Below are 15,370 nucleotides of genomic sequence, written 5' to 3' on the forward strand. Positions count from 1 at the left end.
ATTGAGATTCCATTTCGCTATATCATCATTCATAATATAAACTAATTATGAACATCTACTTAACCTATATAATTCATACTGTGGGAGTTATCACTTCGTTATCCTGCATTATTCATACTGTAGGATTAGAAAGGATAATAAAATACCCCTGCCGTAGTATAGTACAACAGGGGTATTCTTATAAGATTAGGGCAACACACCCTCTATAAACCTGAATCTTTAAATAACCAATGTTATTAAGATAAACTTGTATACATTACATTAAGAAGCCTAACAAGATACCGGCTGCTACTGCCGATCCGATTACACCTGCCACGTTCGGGCCCATAGCATGCATCAACAGATAATTGGTCGGATCGTATTCCAGACCTACAACCTGAGAAATACGTGCCGAGTCGGGTACTGCGGATACACCGGCATTACCAATCAACGGATTAATCTTATTATCTTTCTTCAGGAAGAGATTGAATATCTTCACGAACAGTACTCCCGATGTGGTAGCAATGATGAATGACAATGCACCGAGACCGAAAATCTTGATAGAATCAACCGTCAGGAATTCAGATGCCTGAGTAGATGCACCTACCGTCAATCCCAGCAAGATAGTAATGGTATCAATCAGCGGGCCGCGGGCTGTTTCTGCCAAACGACGGGTTACACCGCTTTCTTTCAACAGGTTACCGAAGAACAGCATACCCAGCAGAGGTAAACCGGACGGAACCAGGAAGCAGGTCAGCAACAAACCGATAATCGGGAAGACAACTTTCTCCGTATGAGAAACAACGCGTGGAGGTTTCATACGAATCAAACGTTCGCGCTTATTAGTCAACGCGCGCATAATGGGCGGTTGGATTACAGGTACCAAAGCCATATACGAATAGGCTGATACCGCAATTGCACCCATCAGGTTAGGAGCCAGCTTAGATGACAGGAAGATAGCTGTCGGGCCATCGGCTCCGCCGATAATACCGATAGCACCGGCCTGCATCGGGTCGAATCCCATCTCCAGTGCAATCATGTAAGCACCAAAGATACCGAACTGTGCAGCTGCGCCGATTAGTAACAACTTAGGATTGGAAATCAAGGATGAAAAGTCGGTCATGGCGCCAATACCCAAAAATATAAGCGGCGGATACCAGCCGGATGTTACTCCCTGATACAAGATGTTTAGTACAGAACCTTCTTCATAAATACCGACTTTAAGTCCGGCTTCCATGTTGAAAGGAATATTACCGATAAGCATACCGAAACCAATAGGAATCAGTAGCATCGGCTCAAATTCCTTGGCTACTGCCAAGTATATGAAAAACAAACCTACCAGAATCATGACAGCGTGTCCTACCGTAGCATTGGCAAAGCCCGTGTACGTCCAGAAGTCGGCAAGGTTGTTTCCTAAAAATGTGATAAATTCTCCCATATTATTCAATAATTACAAGGTCAGTACCTTCGAGAACAGACTCTCCTTTACTTACGTTGATGGCAGTTATTTTACCGTCTTTGTCGGCATTGATGTTGTTTTCCATTTTCATGGCTTCGAGAATGATGATGGTTTGTCCTCTTTTCACTTCATCACCTACATTGATTTTAATGTCGAGGATAACGCCCGGAAGCGGTGATTTCACGCCTGACTTTCCGGAAGAGGTAGCGGCAGGCTTCACAATCGGAGCAGGAGCAGCTGGGGCAGGGGTAGTATACGTGGAGCGCACTACCGGTTTAACGAATGCTTTGGGTGCTTTTTCCATTTCTACTTTGTACATGGTACCGTTCACTTCAACATGAGCGATATTCTCTTCAATATCTCCAATGGTAACTTTGTATGTATTACCGTTGATTTTATATTTATATTCTTTCATCGTTTTATCAATTTATGGGTGATTACTTTTTAAAAGGAGTCTCACGCAGTGTATAAATCTTCGAACTCCACGGCGAGTAGCTGCGTTTTATGCGGGTGATGGTGAGAACGGTATCTTCCACATCGTGCACATCGCTTTGCATTTCGTGCATCGCTAGGGAAATGGCTGCGAAAATCTCTCCCGGAGCTTCGCCCAGTCTCTTCTCTTTTGCTTCTTGCTTGTCTGTAATACCTTTAGCTCTCATTGCATTACGCTTGCTGAGGTTTACAGAAGCCTTTCCTATAAGCTTGAATGAAATGTAGAGAAGTATCAAGCCGAAGAATACTACGCTCATGGCAGAGATAGACATACCGATACCCGTACTGTCATGTTCCGCGAACTTTTCCATTTTAGCGTTGCTGTCGAGGGTCTTGTTGTTGGTACTTGGAGTAACGTACTTTTCGGCACTGTCATCTTTTATTTCCCAATTTTCCGCAGCATCGCTTACGCGGGCATAAGAGTAGTTAGCTTGCAATGCATTGGCGGGGATAGTAACCTGGTCCAGTAACTTACGGCCGGAGTCATAGAGTCCAATCCAGTTCTCCTTCGTAGGATCCAATGTAAAATTTGTATGGAATGTGCCACGTCTGGGATCTCCGTCCGCCCAGAACAATGCGTGTTGGCGTGGCTTAACCATAGTTAGTACATCCCCTTTAGGGACAAAATATGTAACGGTGTCACTGCCGGGCTGCGCTACCCGTAACAGGCAAGCGGCGAGATCGGCGCTAGTATACGATTTGTTGAATATTTCAATCCATGCACTGTGTACGCCGTAATCATCCTGAAAGTTGCTTTCATTGGTAATCAGCACTTCATTCAGTACCAGCTTATTGTTTGATTTCTGTTCTTTGCAAGAAGAAAATACGCCCAACGTCAGCAGCAAGGTAAGAAATATTCCGATTTTTGTTCTATTCATAATCGTTTTTGTTTTAGTGTAAAAAGCCTGATTACAAAGGAATATTACCATGCTTCTTAGCCGGATTAGTCACCTTCTTAGTCTGCAACTGTTGCAAAGCGCGGATAACGCGGAAGCGGGTATTACGCGGTTCGATTACATCATCAATGTAACCGTATTTAGCTGCATTGTAAGGATTGGCGAACAATTTGGTGTACTCCGCTTCTTTCTCTGCCAGGAATTGAGCCGGGTTTTCCTGATCTTTGGCTTCACGGGCGTACAATACTTCTACGGCACCTGCACCACCCATTACGGCGATTTCGGCAGTAGGCCATGCATAGTTCATGTCGCCACGAAGCTGTTTACAGCTCATTACGATGTGCGAACCACCATAAGATTTACGAAGTGTTACGGTTACTTTTGGTACGGTAGCTTCACCATAAGCATACAGCAACTTGGCACCGTGCAAGATTACACCGTTGTATTCCTGACCTGTTCCCGGAAGGAAGCCCGGAACGTCTACCAACGAAACTATAGGAATATTGAAAGCATCGCAGAAGCGGACAAAGCGTGCACCTTTACGGGATGCGTTGCTGTCGAGCACACCTGCCAGGTATTGAGGCTGGTTGGCAACTATACCTACGGACTGTCCGTTGAAGCGTGCGAAGCCGATAATGATGTTTTTTGAGTAGTCTTTCTGAATTTCCAGGAATTCGCCGTTGTCTACAATGGCGCCGATAACCTCGTACATGTCGTAAGGTTTGTTGGGACTGTCGGGAATAATCTCGTTCAGAGAGTCTTCCAGACGATCAATAGGATCAGTACAATTTATGTAAGGAGCTTCTTCCAGATTATTCTGAGGAATGTAGCTCAACAGATTACGGAGCAATGCCAAACCTTCTTCTTCTGTCTTGGCTGTAAAATGAGTTACGCCTGATTTGGTAGAGTGAACGCTTGCACCGCCCAGGTTTTCCTGAGATACGTCTTCACCTGTCACGGTCTTAACAACCTTCGGGCCGGTGAGGAACATGTAAGAAGTACCTTCCATCATCAGCGTGAAGTCGGTCAGCGCAGGTGAATAAACAGCACCACCGGCACATGGGCCGAAGATACCGGATATCTGAGGAATAACGCCTGATGCAAGAATGTTGCGTTGGAAGATTTCGGCATAGCCTGCTAAGGCGTTGATACCTTCCTGGATACGGGCGCCACCTGAATCGTTGATACCAATGCAAGGAGCACCCATCTTCATAGCTTGATCCATGACTTTGCAAATCTTCAAAGACATTGTTTCAGATAAAGAACCGGCTGAAACCGTAAAATCTTGTGCAAAGATATAAACTAAACGGCCTTCGATAGTACCGCAACCGGTTACTACGCCATCACCGGGGTAGTGTTTCTTGTCCATGTCGAAGTTGGTGCATCTGTGCTCAACGAACATGTCCATTTCTTCGAAACTACCTTCATCGAGAAGCATGGCTATACGCTCGCGAGCCGTATATTTACCTTTCTCGTGCTGCTTGGCAATCGCTTTCTCACCACCACCCAGACGCGCGGCTGTCCGGCGGTCTATAAGTTCCTTAATCTTTTCAAGTTGATTACTCATTTTATTAAAATATAATGGATTAATATTATTCTGTGAATTATAATATAAAAATTAGGAATTGCAGGTTACACTAATTTAATGTGTAATTGCAATTCCTATATAAATTACGGCTTTTCGCAAAGTTCTGTCAATACGCCTAATGTTGATTTCGGATGTAGGAAAGCGATGTTCAAGCCTTCTGCACCTTTGCGTGGAGCTTTGTCGATGAGGCGAACTCCGGCAGCTTCAATCTCCGCCAATGCGTTTGCTACGCCATCTTCAATAGCAAATGCCACGTGGTGGACTCCTGCACCTTTATTCTCAATGAATTTGGCAATAGTGCTTTCGGGAGAAGTTGGTTCAAGAAGTTCGATTTTTGTATCGCCGACTTTTAGGAAAGCAGTTCTTACTTTCTGGTCTTCTACTGTTTCGATGTTGTAACACTTCAGACCTAATACATTTTCGTAATATGGCAGGGCTTCTTCAATGCTTTGTACAGCAATACCCAAATGCTCAATGTGTGAAATCTTCATAACTCTATTTATTAGTTTGCAATAATATCTAAGATTACAAGGTATAAAACGACGCAAAGAAAGATATTTCTTCCTAAATAGAGAAATATTTCGTCAATTAATTATTGGATAATTGAACTTTGGAAGACTTTTTTTAGACTTCTGTTTAGAAGTCGAGTAGAAGACGAACGTTTATCTGACGAGATGTAAGGTAATTGGGTACGGCAAACCGGTTATTCTGCGTGTCTGTTACCCAATAATAGGAGTTGATATTGTTGATATTGAGCAAATTGAAAACATCAATACCCAGCCAGAGGCTGCGAATGCCGTTCCGGTTTTCCTGTTCTGAGTGGTCTATGAGACAGCGAGACATACCTATGTCAATGCGGCGGTAGGGTGAAGTGCGAAAGATTGCAGCTTCTCGCCCGCTATGGGGAGGGCCGAAAGGAAGTCCGCCTGACAGTGTACCTTTCAAATTCATCTTCCATTTACGGTTGCCGGGAAAATAATCGGTAAAATAAAGCGAAAGCATGTAACGCTGGTCAGTGGGGCGGGGGAGCCATTGTCCGTTTATCTTTTCTTCGGTTTTCATCAAAGAGAAAGTCAGCCACGAGTCTGTTCCGGGAACAAATTCGCCGAATAACTTCATGTCTATACCGGTGGCATAACCTTTGGAGAGGTTGCGCCCGTAATAGCTGATGCGTACATTATCTATATTATAAGGTATAAGGTTGCTGAGTGCCTTATAATATACTTCCATTGAAAAGCGGAAGGGGCGTTCCATGGCACGAAAGTTATAATCGCCGCCTGCAACGAAATGTAGCGAGCGTTGTGAGCGTATGTTGGGGTTCAACGATACGGTGGTTACACTTCCGTGTTGAGTCGTATCACGTAATTCCTTATAGAATGGCGCCTGATAATAAATTCCCGCGGCAATTCGCAAAGTGAATTTCTCATTGAATGCAGGAATAAGTGCCAAAGATGCGCGGGGACTGAAAATGAATTCCTTGTTCCAGTCCCAGTAACTGCCTCGTACGCCGGCTGTTAAGGTGAACAACCCGGCAGAAGCCTGAAAGCGGTAGGTGTCTTGTAAGAAGAAGTTGTACCGCTTGCTGTCTGTTTCGTTTTGAGAGCGGAGGGTATAGAATAATTCCGGTCCTTCAGGGCTTTGAGGCATGGAGTATCCGGCTGAGTCGCGCATTTCCCATTCGCGCATCCGGTCTTTAAAGTGTTCCTGTTTAAATTCTGCACCCCATTGTACGGTGTGGCTTTTTAGCCGGTGGTTTCCTGTGAGTGAGAAACTCTGCACATTCGCGGTAAGGTAGTTGCGGGCATGTTCCATGTAGGTGCCTACTCCAATGGTTTCAGAGGTTTCGTTTCCATTGCCTGCACCGTCTATCCGGTTACCGCCACCATCCAGTGAGTTTAGCCAGAACTGACCGGTGATATCATAAGTTTCCTGTTCTTTGGTGCGGAAAGCGGAAGCTTGCAGGGTAATGCTGTTTTCCTCGTTCAGGCGGTAGGTGGAATATGCGGTTCCAAAGAAGGTGCGGAACAAGTCTTTCTCTTGTCCTTCAAAATATACTTTGAATTCCCGTACGTTGCTTAGCGTTCCAAATCGGGTGTAACGGTCTTCCGGCTTGAAATGGTAACGGTTCTGGGAGATGTTTCCTATAATGCCCACTTCCCATTGTTTTGAAGGTGTCCAGCTCAGGTAGGTTTGGTAATCAATGAATTGCGGGTTATATTCTCCTTTTGTGTCGAGTGTACCCAACAGGTATTGATTGGTTTTATAACGAATGCCGTTTGTCCAGGTTAGCTTTTTAGCGGCAACTCCCATATATACCGAAGCTCCCAGCAGGCTGGCGGCAACATTGCCTTCCGTACGTTCCGGTTTTTTATAAGTGATGTCCAGTACGGACGACATTTTATCCCCGTATTTGGCTTCGTATCCACCTGTGGAAAATCCCACCGACTGTATCATGTCAGGATTAATAAAACTTAGTCCTTCCTGTTCTCCCGACCGGATAAGTAAAGGACGGTATATCTCTATGCCGTTTACGTACACCATATTCTCGTCGAAACTGCCGCCACGTACATTGTACTGCGAGCTGAGTTCATTGTTATTGCTTACTCCGGCTTGTGTGGCAATCACCGATTCAATACTTCCGCCCGAAGCGTCAGGCACTAACCGGCTTTGTCCGATATCTATCTGTTGCACAGTTCCTGTTTGCCTGCGCCGTTCGGTAACACTCACTTCGCCCAGTTCAAAATCCATGGACGGTAAAGTCATGTTCAGGCTGATATTCCCCTGAGGGCGTACTAATTTCCGTTTTCTGGTTTGATATCCTAACATAGAGAAGACGACTGTTACGCTATCCCGGCTTTCGAACTTCAGTGAATATCGTCCTTTCAGGTTACTGACTGTGCCAATAGCCGTCCCTTCCAATCGTATTGTCGCCAATTCAACCGGATTGCCGTTTTCGTCCGTAATTGTTCCGCCTATCTTTACCGTTTGTTGTGCGATGGCGGGAGTGGAGAATAGTAACAGGATAGATGTCAGTAACCAAAAATGCTTCATATTTTATACTTAACGGGGAAAACTTAGGAAACGTATAGTTGGAGGATAAGAATATTTCATATTTTTGTTGGTATGTATTGGATTTGGTATATATTTGTAGCGTTTAAACATATAACATTTTATTTATTCACTAAGAAAACTAACTATTATGAAACGTAAATTCTTATTTGTTTTATTGGCTTTGGTATCGGTAATGGCTTCAGCACAAGTAACTTGGAATGCAAAAGCAGGTCTGAATGTGAGCAATTATACTGGTGATGGAAGAGGGGATGCAAAAATTGGTTTTAAATTAGGTGCAGGTTTAGATTATGCCTTTAATGACACATGGTCTTTGCAACCTTCTTTATTACTCATAACTAAAGGAATGTAGGACTCTGAAGACGGAGTGAGTGCTTCGATAAATGCAATGTATTTGGAGTTGCCGATAATGGTGGCTGCGCGTTTTCCGGTATCTGATAAAGCGAGCTTGGTGATTAATGGTGGTCCATATTTGGCGTATGGTGTTGGTGGAAAAGTAAAATATAAAGAAAATGATGTTGAAGTCAGTGTTGATACTTTTGGAGAATATTTTTCATTCAAACGTTTTGATGCCGGACTTGGCTTGGGGATTGGTTTTGATTTTGGTAAATTTGTAATTAGCTGGGATTCTGAATTAGGTTTAGTTGATCTCATGGATGATCTGAATTTTAAAAACACCTGTTTTTCTCTTGGTGTTGCCTACAAATTTTAGTAATTTGAAATGGAATAAAAATTATTCTTAAACTCTACCACTGTTGAAATATAGATATATCTGAATAGAATAGTATAAGAAGATAGCTGCATGAGCGTGATGATTTGTTTATCGTCACGCTTTTGCTTTATCATCACTTCATTTCCCAAAATGAATCTCACCTCCGCAGTGCATACAAAATACCACCCAAAGAAGTAACAATATTCGATTTAATAGCTACTTTTGTGCGCTCATTTGCGGATACAATGTAATCTCTTTCGTGGGAAATGAGAAACATTCTGTATGTTTGGTGCGTTAATATATCTATAATTTTATAAGTAACCTGATTGAGGGTTTTTATATGAGAGGAATGCGTACGTTATGTCTTTGGCTCTTGCTGTTGCCTGCCGGCGACGCATCTGCCCAGTTAGTAGAGAAGGTTCTGGACGCCTTTAGTGAAGATACTTTGGGGGCGGTTGTTATCCAAAAGGCGGATACAGATTCGGTATATCTGCTGAAAGTGAAAGCGGATTTGGCGGCGGCAAGGTTGCATGAAGCTAACCTCAGGATGGAGATAGAGCAGATGAGGCTGAAGTATGATGCGGCGGACTCCGTGAAGCTTGCCAAACAGCGGCTTCGCATTGATTCATTGCGGAAGATGACTTCGGGTGTTCCCGTAGTGGTGGAAAATGATACACTGTATTACCTGTTTGCCAAGCGTGGCGGCCATACTCCCCAGCAACGTGCCGAAATGAATGCAACGGCGATTACGGAACTCGGTAAGCGGTTCAACCTCCAACCGGATTCGGTTTATGTAGAAAGCAGTGATATTGTCACCGACTTGATGTATGGTAATGAAGTTCTTGCTTCTTTTACGGATCAGGATGGTTTGTGGGCGGATTGTTCGCGCGATCAACTGGCAACCGCCAAACGGAAAGTGATAGTAGAGAAGCTGAAAGTGATGAAAGACAAATATAGCTTGTGGCAGCTTGGCGAACATATTCTCTATTTTATTCTCGTAATTATAGGTCAGTATTTGCTGTTCAGGCTCACCACCTGGCTGTTTAATAAGCTGAAAGTCCGTATTCAGCGGTTGAAGGACACTAAACTGAAGCCTGTCTCCATTCAGGATTATGAACTGCTGGATACGCAGAAGCAAGTGAATCTGCTTGTTTTCTTGACAAACCTGTTGCGCTATATCGTGATGTTGCTGCAACTGGTTCTGACGGTTCCATTACTCTTCTCCATATTCCCTCAGACTGAGGAGCTTGCTTACAAGCTGCTTTCGTATATATGGAACCCGATAAAGAGTATTTTCCTGAGCATAGTGGACTATGTTCCTAATTTGTTTACCATCTTTGTGATATGGCTTGCTGTGAAGTACCTGGTGAGATTGGTACGTTATCTGGCCAATGAAATACAATCGGAACGGTTGAAGATAGGTGGTTTCTATGCCGACTGGGCTATGCCGACGTTCCATATTGTACGCTTCCTGCTTTATGCATTTATGATTGCGATGATTTATCCTTATTTACCGGGTTCCCAGTCGGGTGTTTTTCAGGGAATATCGGTCTTTGTGGGATTGATAGTTTCGTTAGGTTCGAGTACGGTGATCGGAAATATTATTGCAGGGTTGGTAATCACCTATATGCGCCCTTTCAAATTGGGCGACCGTATCAAGCTGAATGACACTACGGGAAATGTAATAGAAAAGACTCCGCTGGTAACACGCATTCGTACCCCGAAGAATGAGGTAGTAACGATTCCTAATTCCTTCATCATGTCTTCGCATACGGTGAACTTTAGTCAGTCGGCGCGCGATTACGGGCTGATTGTCCACTCTGAAGTAAGTTTTGGTTATGATATTCCCTGGCGGAAGACACACCAGTTGTTGATAGAAGCTGCGCTGAATACTCCCGGAGTTCTGGACGATCCTCGTCCGTTTGTGTTAGAAACGTCCTTGCAAGATTATTATCCGGTTTATCAGGTGAATGCTTATATTAAGGATGCCGATCGGTTGGCACAGATTTACTCCGACCTTCATCAGAACATTCAGGATCGTTTCAATGAAGAAGGTATCGAGATTATGTCGCCACACTACATCGCTATGCGCAATGGCAGTGAGGCGGCGGCGCCGAAGGATGATTTGCGCGAGAAGAAGTAATCGTTTTGAGCTAATTACTAATTGTTGATTCACTAAGATTTAGTTCTTAGTGAACAAAGAACTAATATCTGTTTTGCATAAATCTTTTCGTTCGACGTATGTCGAATGATTATGCGATATATGTCGAATAATTATTCGACAGCTGTCGAACGTAAATTCGACAACCGTCGAACGAAAAGATTTATGCAATCGCAGAGATAGATTTATTATAAATAGCGACTAAATGATAGGCTAAACAGAATCAGCTCCAGATGTACAGACTAAAACATTTATGAATGATAGAATTCATTTCTTATTTGGGTTTTATAAATCCTATTGGGTTACGCGGTTTTTCTGAAAGCCTTTTTTGTGATTGTAGTTCAGCTAATGTTCGATTAATTAACTCCAATTGCATTCGGGTATCATCGTTGATATCGTTGTAGTCTGCAAATACTTCCTCGATATACTCTTTGAGTTCCTTCACTTCTTTCTCTATGTTACCTATTCGGTCAGGAGAATTGACTATCATTTGGCGCATGGCAACGAAGGCCCGTACTACCAATACGCTGGTTTGTATTGCAATATCGCTTCTAAGGATACTTGATAGCATCACTACCCCATGTTCTGTAAATGCTAATGGAAGAGCCCATTTTGGTCTTTTGCTTCGGGATGTCATCACAAATTGTGATGAGATACCCTCCCATTCATCATTTGATAACTGAAACATGAAGTCTTCCGGAAAGCGATCTATATTACGTTTGACGGATTGGTTAAGGACACGTGTTTCTACTTGGTATAAAATAGCCAAGTCAAAGTCAAGCATAACCCTTTGGCTACGTATCTCGTATATCTTACTTTGGATAAATTGTAATTGTTCCATTTTTAAATACTATTTCAGTTCGGAGGATTTCCTCAACTACGGTTGATGAGGATTTCCAACCTTGGTAGGGAAGAGTCTCATTTGACTTTTTGAGCTGTAATCATGAATAAGATAGTTCATATTCTCCATTAAGGTTGATTTTGAAAACAGCAGTTTGTTTCTTTCCACTGTAAAAGGTTACTGTATAGTAGGCATACACAAAGTTCCCATTCTTCCCAATCTTTATAAATTCTATTTGTGGCTGATTGGTAGAATCATTATCTTTAATAATATCCCTAATTTTTATAGACCAAGAAATCTCGTTGAAAAAATTACTTTTATTTATTGAATAATTGTCGACAAGTATGAAATTGTACATATCCAGTGGTAAGTAATCTCCTATTGGTTTTACTATTGCATTATTAATTGTTTCAATTACTTCCAAATTGGAATTTATGATGTTGATGTTTATTGTAGTATAGTTGTTTTTTTTATTTGTAATTTCAAGAATCGTATTGTCGAACCATTGGCAATGGTTGTAGAATATTTCATTTTGATAAGAATTAGCAGGAGAGGTTCTTGCTTTTAATGGTTTAAACTCCTTATTGTAAGTTTGCAAGTGAAACACGTAACCGCCGACTCTATCTGATTCTACAATGAACTGTATAACATATCCTTCGTTTAAGAAAAAAACATCTTGTGGTCTAAATTGGACTAATTCTTTTTCACCATAGCCTAAATCAATTTCAATATTTGAGATTCTTTCTATTTCGAATTCCCTTTGTGTATTTGTTGCCAAATTTGTTACTTGCACGCGAATATGTCTGTCACTTTTATAACTTGAGGTAATTATTATATTTTCTATATCATTTGAAGCAGAGCAATATTGCATTGTGAGTATTTCTCCGTTATCTTCTTCACTGTTGCAGCTAATGAAAAACAATACGAAGATGAGTAATAAATAGTTCTTTTTCATAATTGTATATTTTTTATGATTATAAAATTGAATAAAAGAGGGCTTATTAGTTCAACTGTGATTAATAAACTCCATTGTTAATTTATTTAGTTTCGTACATGTCTATGGCCTTGAAATATTCCTCTGTAAAATTATAGAGCTCATCAAGTGATAGTATCGGATGCTTGACATCTTTCTTGTTTTCATCAATAGTCGCTACGTATTTCTGAGCTGTATTGAAGTACATGCGGCAAATAGCTTTCCTATTGTTGTCATCAAGTAATATTGAGAAGTATGTCTGCGCATCACGATAAACAATACGAGTAACATCGACTTTGGATCGGCAGATAGCTCTTATGATCCTAAAAGCCTCTAGTTCTTCCTCTGTTGTTACAATCTTTGAATCTTCTACTGGAGTAGTCGGTTCTTCAACTTTTATTTCTTCTTTTTCTTCAACTTTTAATGCTCCTTTTAGGCGCTCACTGATAATATCATTTATATATGAACTGATAGACTTTTTAACTAGTGGAGTAAATTGGTCTATTACATTTTGATACATAGTCCCATCATATACTTGTTTTGCAAGAAGTTTCACAAGCTCAGTACTTGGGTTGCTGAATTCACGTTGGATTATATTCTTCAACTCGCCCATATATTTTAATTCGCTTGCTGAAGTAAGAATGTTGTTTATATCAAAGTAGGACTTGTGGAATTTTTTTAATTCTTCCATTTGATTGTCTTTCATATCGGTAATATCGATTTCCAAAAATGGTTTTTCGTCCATACGGTTTGCTTCTTTAAGGTCCGTATAGAACTTATAGATAATCCCATTAGTCAGCAGGCCAAATTTGGCTTTTGATACGTGAAAATAGCGAATAAGTTGGTTGTCATGTAAGTTCAAATCCTGTTTCCAGTGCTTACACTCAATTAGAAGAATTGGTTCGTCATTTTTCATGATGGCATAATCAATTTTCTCACCCTTTTTAATGCCAATATCGCAGATCATCTCTGGAATGACCTCCAACGGGTTAAATACATCATAACCTAAAGAGTTGATAAACGGCATGATAAAAGCATTTTTTGTTGCTTCTTCTGTGTGGATGTTTTCTTTTAGTTTGCCGATTCTATCAGCAAGTTGCTTAATTGCATCTTTAAAATCCATGATAATAGCGTTTTTAGTTTATAATAAAAAATGTCATAAATGTTTTTATTTAGAATACATACATATCATAACCCGATAGATGCCATAATATATTTTCGCAGGTATCAAGAACGTAGGTCTTACCCATCCAATGAAAGTTCTTTCATTAATCTTCTTTATTCACACTCTTGATCCGTTAGTTTACTCGGGTGTCATGCTGTTACTTGTTACAGAAATGACAAAGTCTATTCCCTTAATTGATAAGATAATCTGTTCACGGGCGTTATATTTGACCGAGACTATGAAATCATTGGGTGTGCTTCCTTGACCTGAGATGGGAAGTAGTGGCATGTATCAATCCGTTTGCTATTTCTGTATTGAAATCAAAAATTGAGGTAGGTATATTTTTTATGAGATATCGTGATAATATCTCTTGATAATAATATTGGCTTTGAATTTTTGCATTACTTTTTTTGATATTTTTCTCTTGCTTGTTTCTAATCCAGATAGATAAGATTGATCAATATCTATTTTATCCGCGAATTCTTTTCGAATAAGGCTTAGATACTTGCTTAATTTCTTAATGATTATCATTGTTATATATCTAATTATGATGATATTGCAAAGGTATTTATATTTTGTATCATATAAACGCACAAATATACAAGATTTGTGCGAGAAAATAAAATTTTTGATATAACTAAAATGGGTTAGATGTGAAAAAGTTCAATTTAAAAAATATAATGAAAGACGGATCTATCCTATTTCTAAATATTGTTGGTCTATCCGTTTTAGAGTTGCGAAGATAGAAGAGGGTTTTACTTTGATGAAATATTGAGCTATTTCAGTGTTGAGACATACACTGATTATCAGTAGCTTATGATAATAGGTGTAATATTTTGGTGTAACAAATACTATTTTTAAAGAATTAAGGTGTTGGTTTACTGTGTCTAGAAATGATACATAAAAAAGAAAAGCCGCTAATCTCTTGATTAACAGCTTTCTCAGTGGAGCGTATCGGACTCGAACCGATCACCTCGACACTGCCAGTGTCGCGCTCTAGCCAGATGAGCTAACGCCCCGTTGCTTTTTTCGCTAACGTTTGCAGGTTTTCTCTTTTTTTGGTGGCGCAAATATAATGCATTATTCTGAAATAATTGCTATGTTTGCGAAACAAAATGAAAAAAAGAGTATGCTGATATATAATACAACTTATAATGTAGAAGAAGGGCAGGAAGATAATTTCCTGATTTGGATAAAAGAATATTATCTGCCTGAGGTGGAGAAACATGGGGCGTTACGTTTCCCGCGCATAACCCGTATTCTTAGTCATCGCGAAGCGGGAAGTTCCTCTTACTCACTTCAGTTTGAAGTCGAAAACTCCGCGCTCTTACACCGTTGGCATCTGGAGAAAGGCATAAAGCTGAATGAAGAATTGATTAAAGTTTTCAAAGATAAAGTAGTCGGATTCCCTACGCTAATGGAGGTAATACAGTGATACAACCGGTTAAGGAAAAAATAATTCTGGGCATCGACCCCGGTACTACCATTATGGGCTACGGGGTTCTGCGTGTACAGGGTACAAAGCCCGATATGATAGCAATGGGCATAATCGACCTTCGTAAATTCGGTGACCACTACCTTAAACTGCGTCATATACACGAGAGAGTGTTGGGTATCATCGAAAGCTATTTGCCTGATGAACTTGCTATCGAAGCGCCTTTTTTTGGAAAGAATGTACAATCTATGCTGAAACTGGGGCGGGCGCAAGGTGTCGCAATGGCTGTTGCCCTCAGCAGAGATATACCTATTACTGAGTATGCTCCCTTGAAAATTAAAATGGCTATCACCGGAAACGGGCAGGCTTCCAAAGAACAGGTGGCGGATATGTTGCAACGCATGCTCCACTTCGCCAAGGATGATATGCCTACTTTCATGGATGCTACGGACGGACTTGCCGCGGCATACTGTCATTTCCTGCAGATGGGGCGTCCTGCGGTAGAAAAAGGATATAACGGATGGAAAGATTATATTGCTAAAAATCCGGGTAAGATTAAAAAGTAAACCGGATACAGGTATTTACTAAAATTGAATATTA

Annotated in this window: 13 protein-coding genes, 1 tRNA gene and 1 pseudogene; 4 read left to right on the forward strand and 11 right to left on the reverse strand. The window is 41.0% G+C overall.

The features are described from left to right. Positions 1-256: 256 nt before the first annotated feature. From B2Z67_RS15085 to B2Z67_RS15110, 6 genes are all read right to left on the reverse strand, one after another. Positions 257-1,417 (reverse strand): sodium ion-translocating decarboxylase subunit beta, encoded by a 1,161-nt coding sequence (locus tag B2Z67_RS15085; protein WP_291530668.1) that lies wholly within the window; start codon positions 1,415-1,417, stop codon positions 257-259. A gap of 1 nt (position 1,418) precedes the next feature. Next, positions 1,419-1,853 (reverse strand): biotin/lipoyl-containing protein, encoded by a 435-nt coding sequence (locus B2Z67_RS15090; RefSeq protein WP_291530669.1) that lies wholly within the window; start codon positions 1,851-1,853, stop codon positions 1,419-1,421. A 22-nt stretch (positions 1,854-1,875) separates the two neighbouring features. Further along, positions 1,876-2,808: an OadG family transporter subunit gene (locus B2Z67_RS15095; RefSeq protein ID WP_291530670.1), complete on the reverse strand. Its 933-nt coding sequence runs from the start codon at positions 2,806-2,808 to the stop codon at positions 1,876-1,878. 31 nt (positions 2,809-2,839) lie between these two features. Next, positions 2,840-4,393 carry an acyl-CoA carboxylase subunit beta gene (locus B2Z67_RS15100; protein WP_291530671.1) on the reverse strand — a complete coding sequence of 518 codons (1,554 nt, stop codon included), beginning with the start codon at positions 4,391-4,393 and terminating at the stop codon, positions 2,840-2,842. 104 nt (positions 4,394-4,497) lie between these two features. Then, entirely contained in the window at positions 4,498-4,905 is a 408-nt protein-coding gene (gene mce / locus B2Z67_RS15105) for a methylmalonyl-CoA epimerase (protein ID WP_291530672.1), read from the reverse strand. Between the two features lie 145 nt (positions 4,906-5,050). Next, a complete protein-coding gene (locus B2Z67_RS15110) occupies positions 5,051-7,465 on the reverse strand; it encodes a TonB-dependent receptor (RefSeq protein WP_291530673.1) in 2,415 nt (804 codons plus the stop codon). Between the two features lie 148 nt (positions 7,466-7,613). On the opposite strand from B2Z67_RS15110, the pseudogene B2Z67_RS15115 reads away from it, so the two are divergent. Beyond that, positions 7,614-8,195 (forward strand): annotated as a pseudogene (locus B2Z67_RS15115) (porin family protein). A gap of 340 nt (positions 8,196-8,535) precedes the next feature. After that, positions 8,536-10,338: a mechanosensitive ion channel family protein gene (locus tag B2Z67_RS15120; RefSeq protein ID WP_291530674.1), complete on the forward strand. Its 1,803-nt coding sequence runs from the start codon at positions 8,536-8,538 to the stop codon at positions 10,336-10,338. Between the two features lie 292 nt (positions 10,339-10,630). Here the strand turns inward: B2Z67_RS15120 and B2Z67_RS15125 are convergent, their stop codons facing one another. From B2Z67_RS15125 to B2Z67_RS15140, 5 genes are all read right to left on the reverse strand, one after another. After that, positions 10,631-11,197, reverse strand: coding sequence for an ORF6N domain-containing protein (locus B2Z67_RS15125; RefSeq protein ID WP_291530675.1), 567 nt, complete (start codon positions 11,195-11,197; stop codon positions 10,631-10,633). A gap of 100 nt (positions 11,198-11,297) precedes the next feature. Further along, positions 11,298-12,152 (reverse strand): hypothetical protein, encoded by an 855-nt coding sequence (locus B2Z67_RS15130; protein ID WP_291530676.1) that lies wholly within the window; start codon positions 12,150-12,152, stop codon positions 11,298-11,300. 82 nt (positions 12,153-12,234) lie between these two features. After that, complete coding sequence (locus B2Z67_RS15135) at positions 12,235-13,293, reverse strand: type I restriction endonuclease (RefSeq protein WP_291530677.1); 1,059 nt, start codon at positions 13,291-13,293, stop codon at positions 12,235-12,237. Between the two features lie 387 nt (positions 13,294-13,680). Continuing rightward, positions 13,681-13,866, reverse strand: a complete 186-nt coding sequence (locus tag B2Z67_RS15985) for a helix-turn-helix domain-containing protein (protein WP_414630821.1) — start codon at positions 13,864-13,866, stop codon at positions 13,681-13,683. 414 nt (positions 13,867-14,280) lie between these two features. Further along, a tRNA-Ala gene (locus tag B2Z67_RS15140) sits at positions 14,281-14,354 on the reverse strand. A 110-nt stretch (positions 14,355-14,464) separates the two neighbouring features. On the opposite strand from B2Z67_RS15140, the gene B2Z67_RS15145 reads away from it, so the two are divergent. Then, positions 14,465-14,770, forward strand: coding sequence for a DUF4286 family protein (locus B2Z67_RS15145; protein ID WP_291530697.1), 306 nt, complete (start codon positions 14,465-14,467; stop codon positions 14,768-14,770). Continuing rightward, positions 14,767-15,336, forward strand: a complete 570-nt coding sequence (ruvC, locus tag B2Z67_RS15150; RefSeq protein WP_291530678.1) for a crossover junction endodeoxyribonuclease RuvC — start codon at positions 14,767-14,769, stop codon at positions 15,334-15,336. Before B2Z67_RS15145 ends, ruvC begins: the two co-directional genes overlap by 4 nt. The last annotated feature ends 34 nt before the right edge of the window (positions 15,337-15,370 follow it).

It is taken from the genome of Bacteroides sp. UBA939, from assembly GCF_002293435.1.
GTDB lineage: Bacteria > Bacteroidota > Bacteroidia > Bacteroidales > Bacteroidaceae > Bacteroides.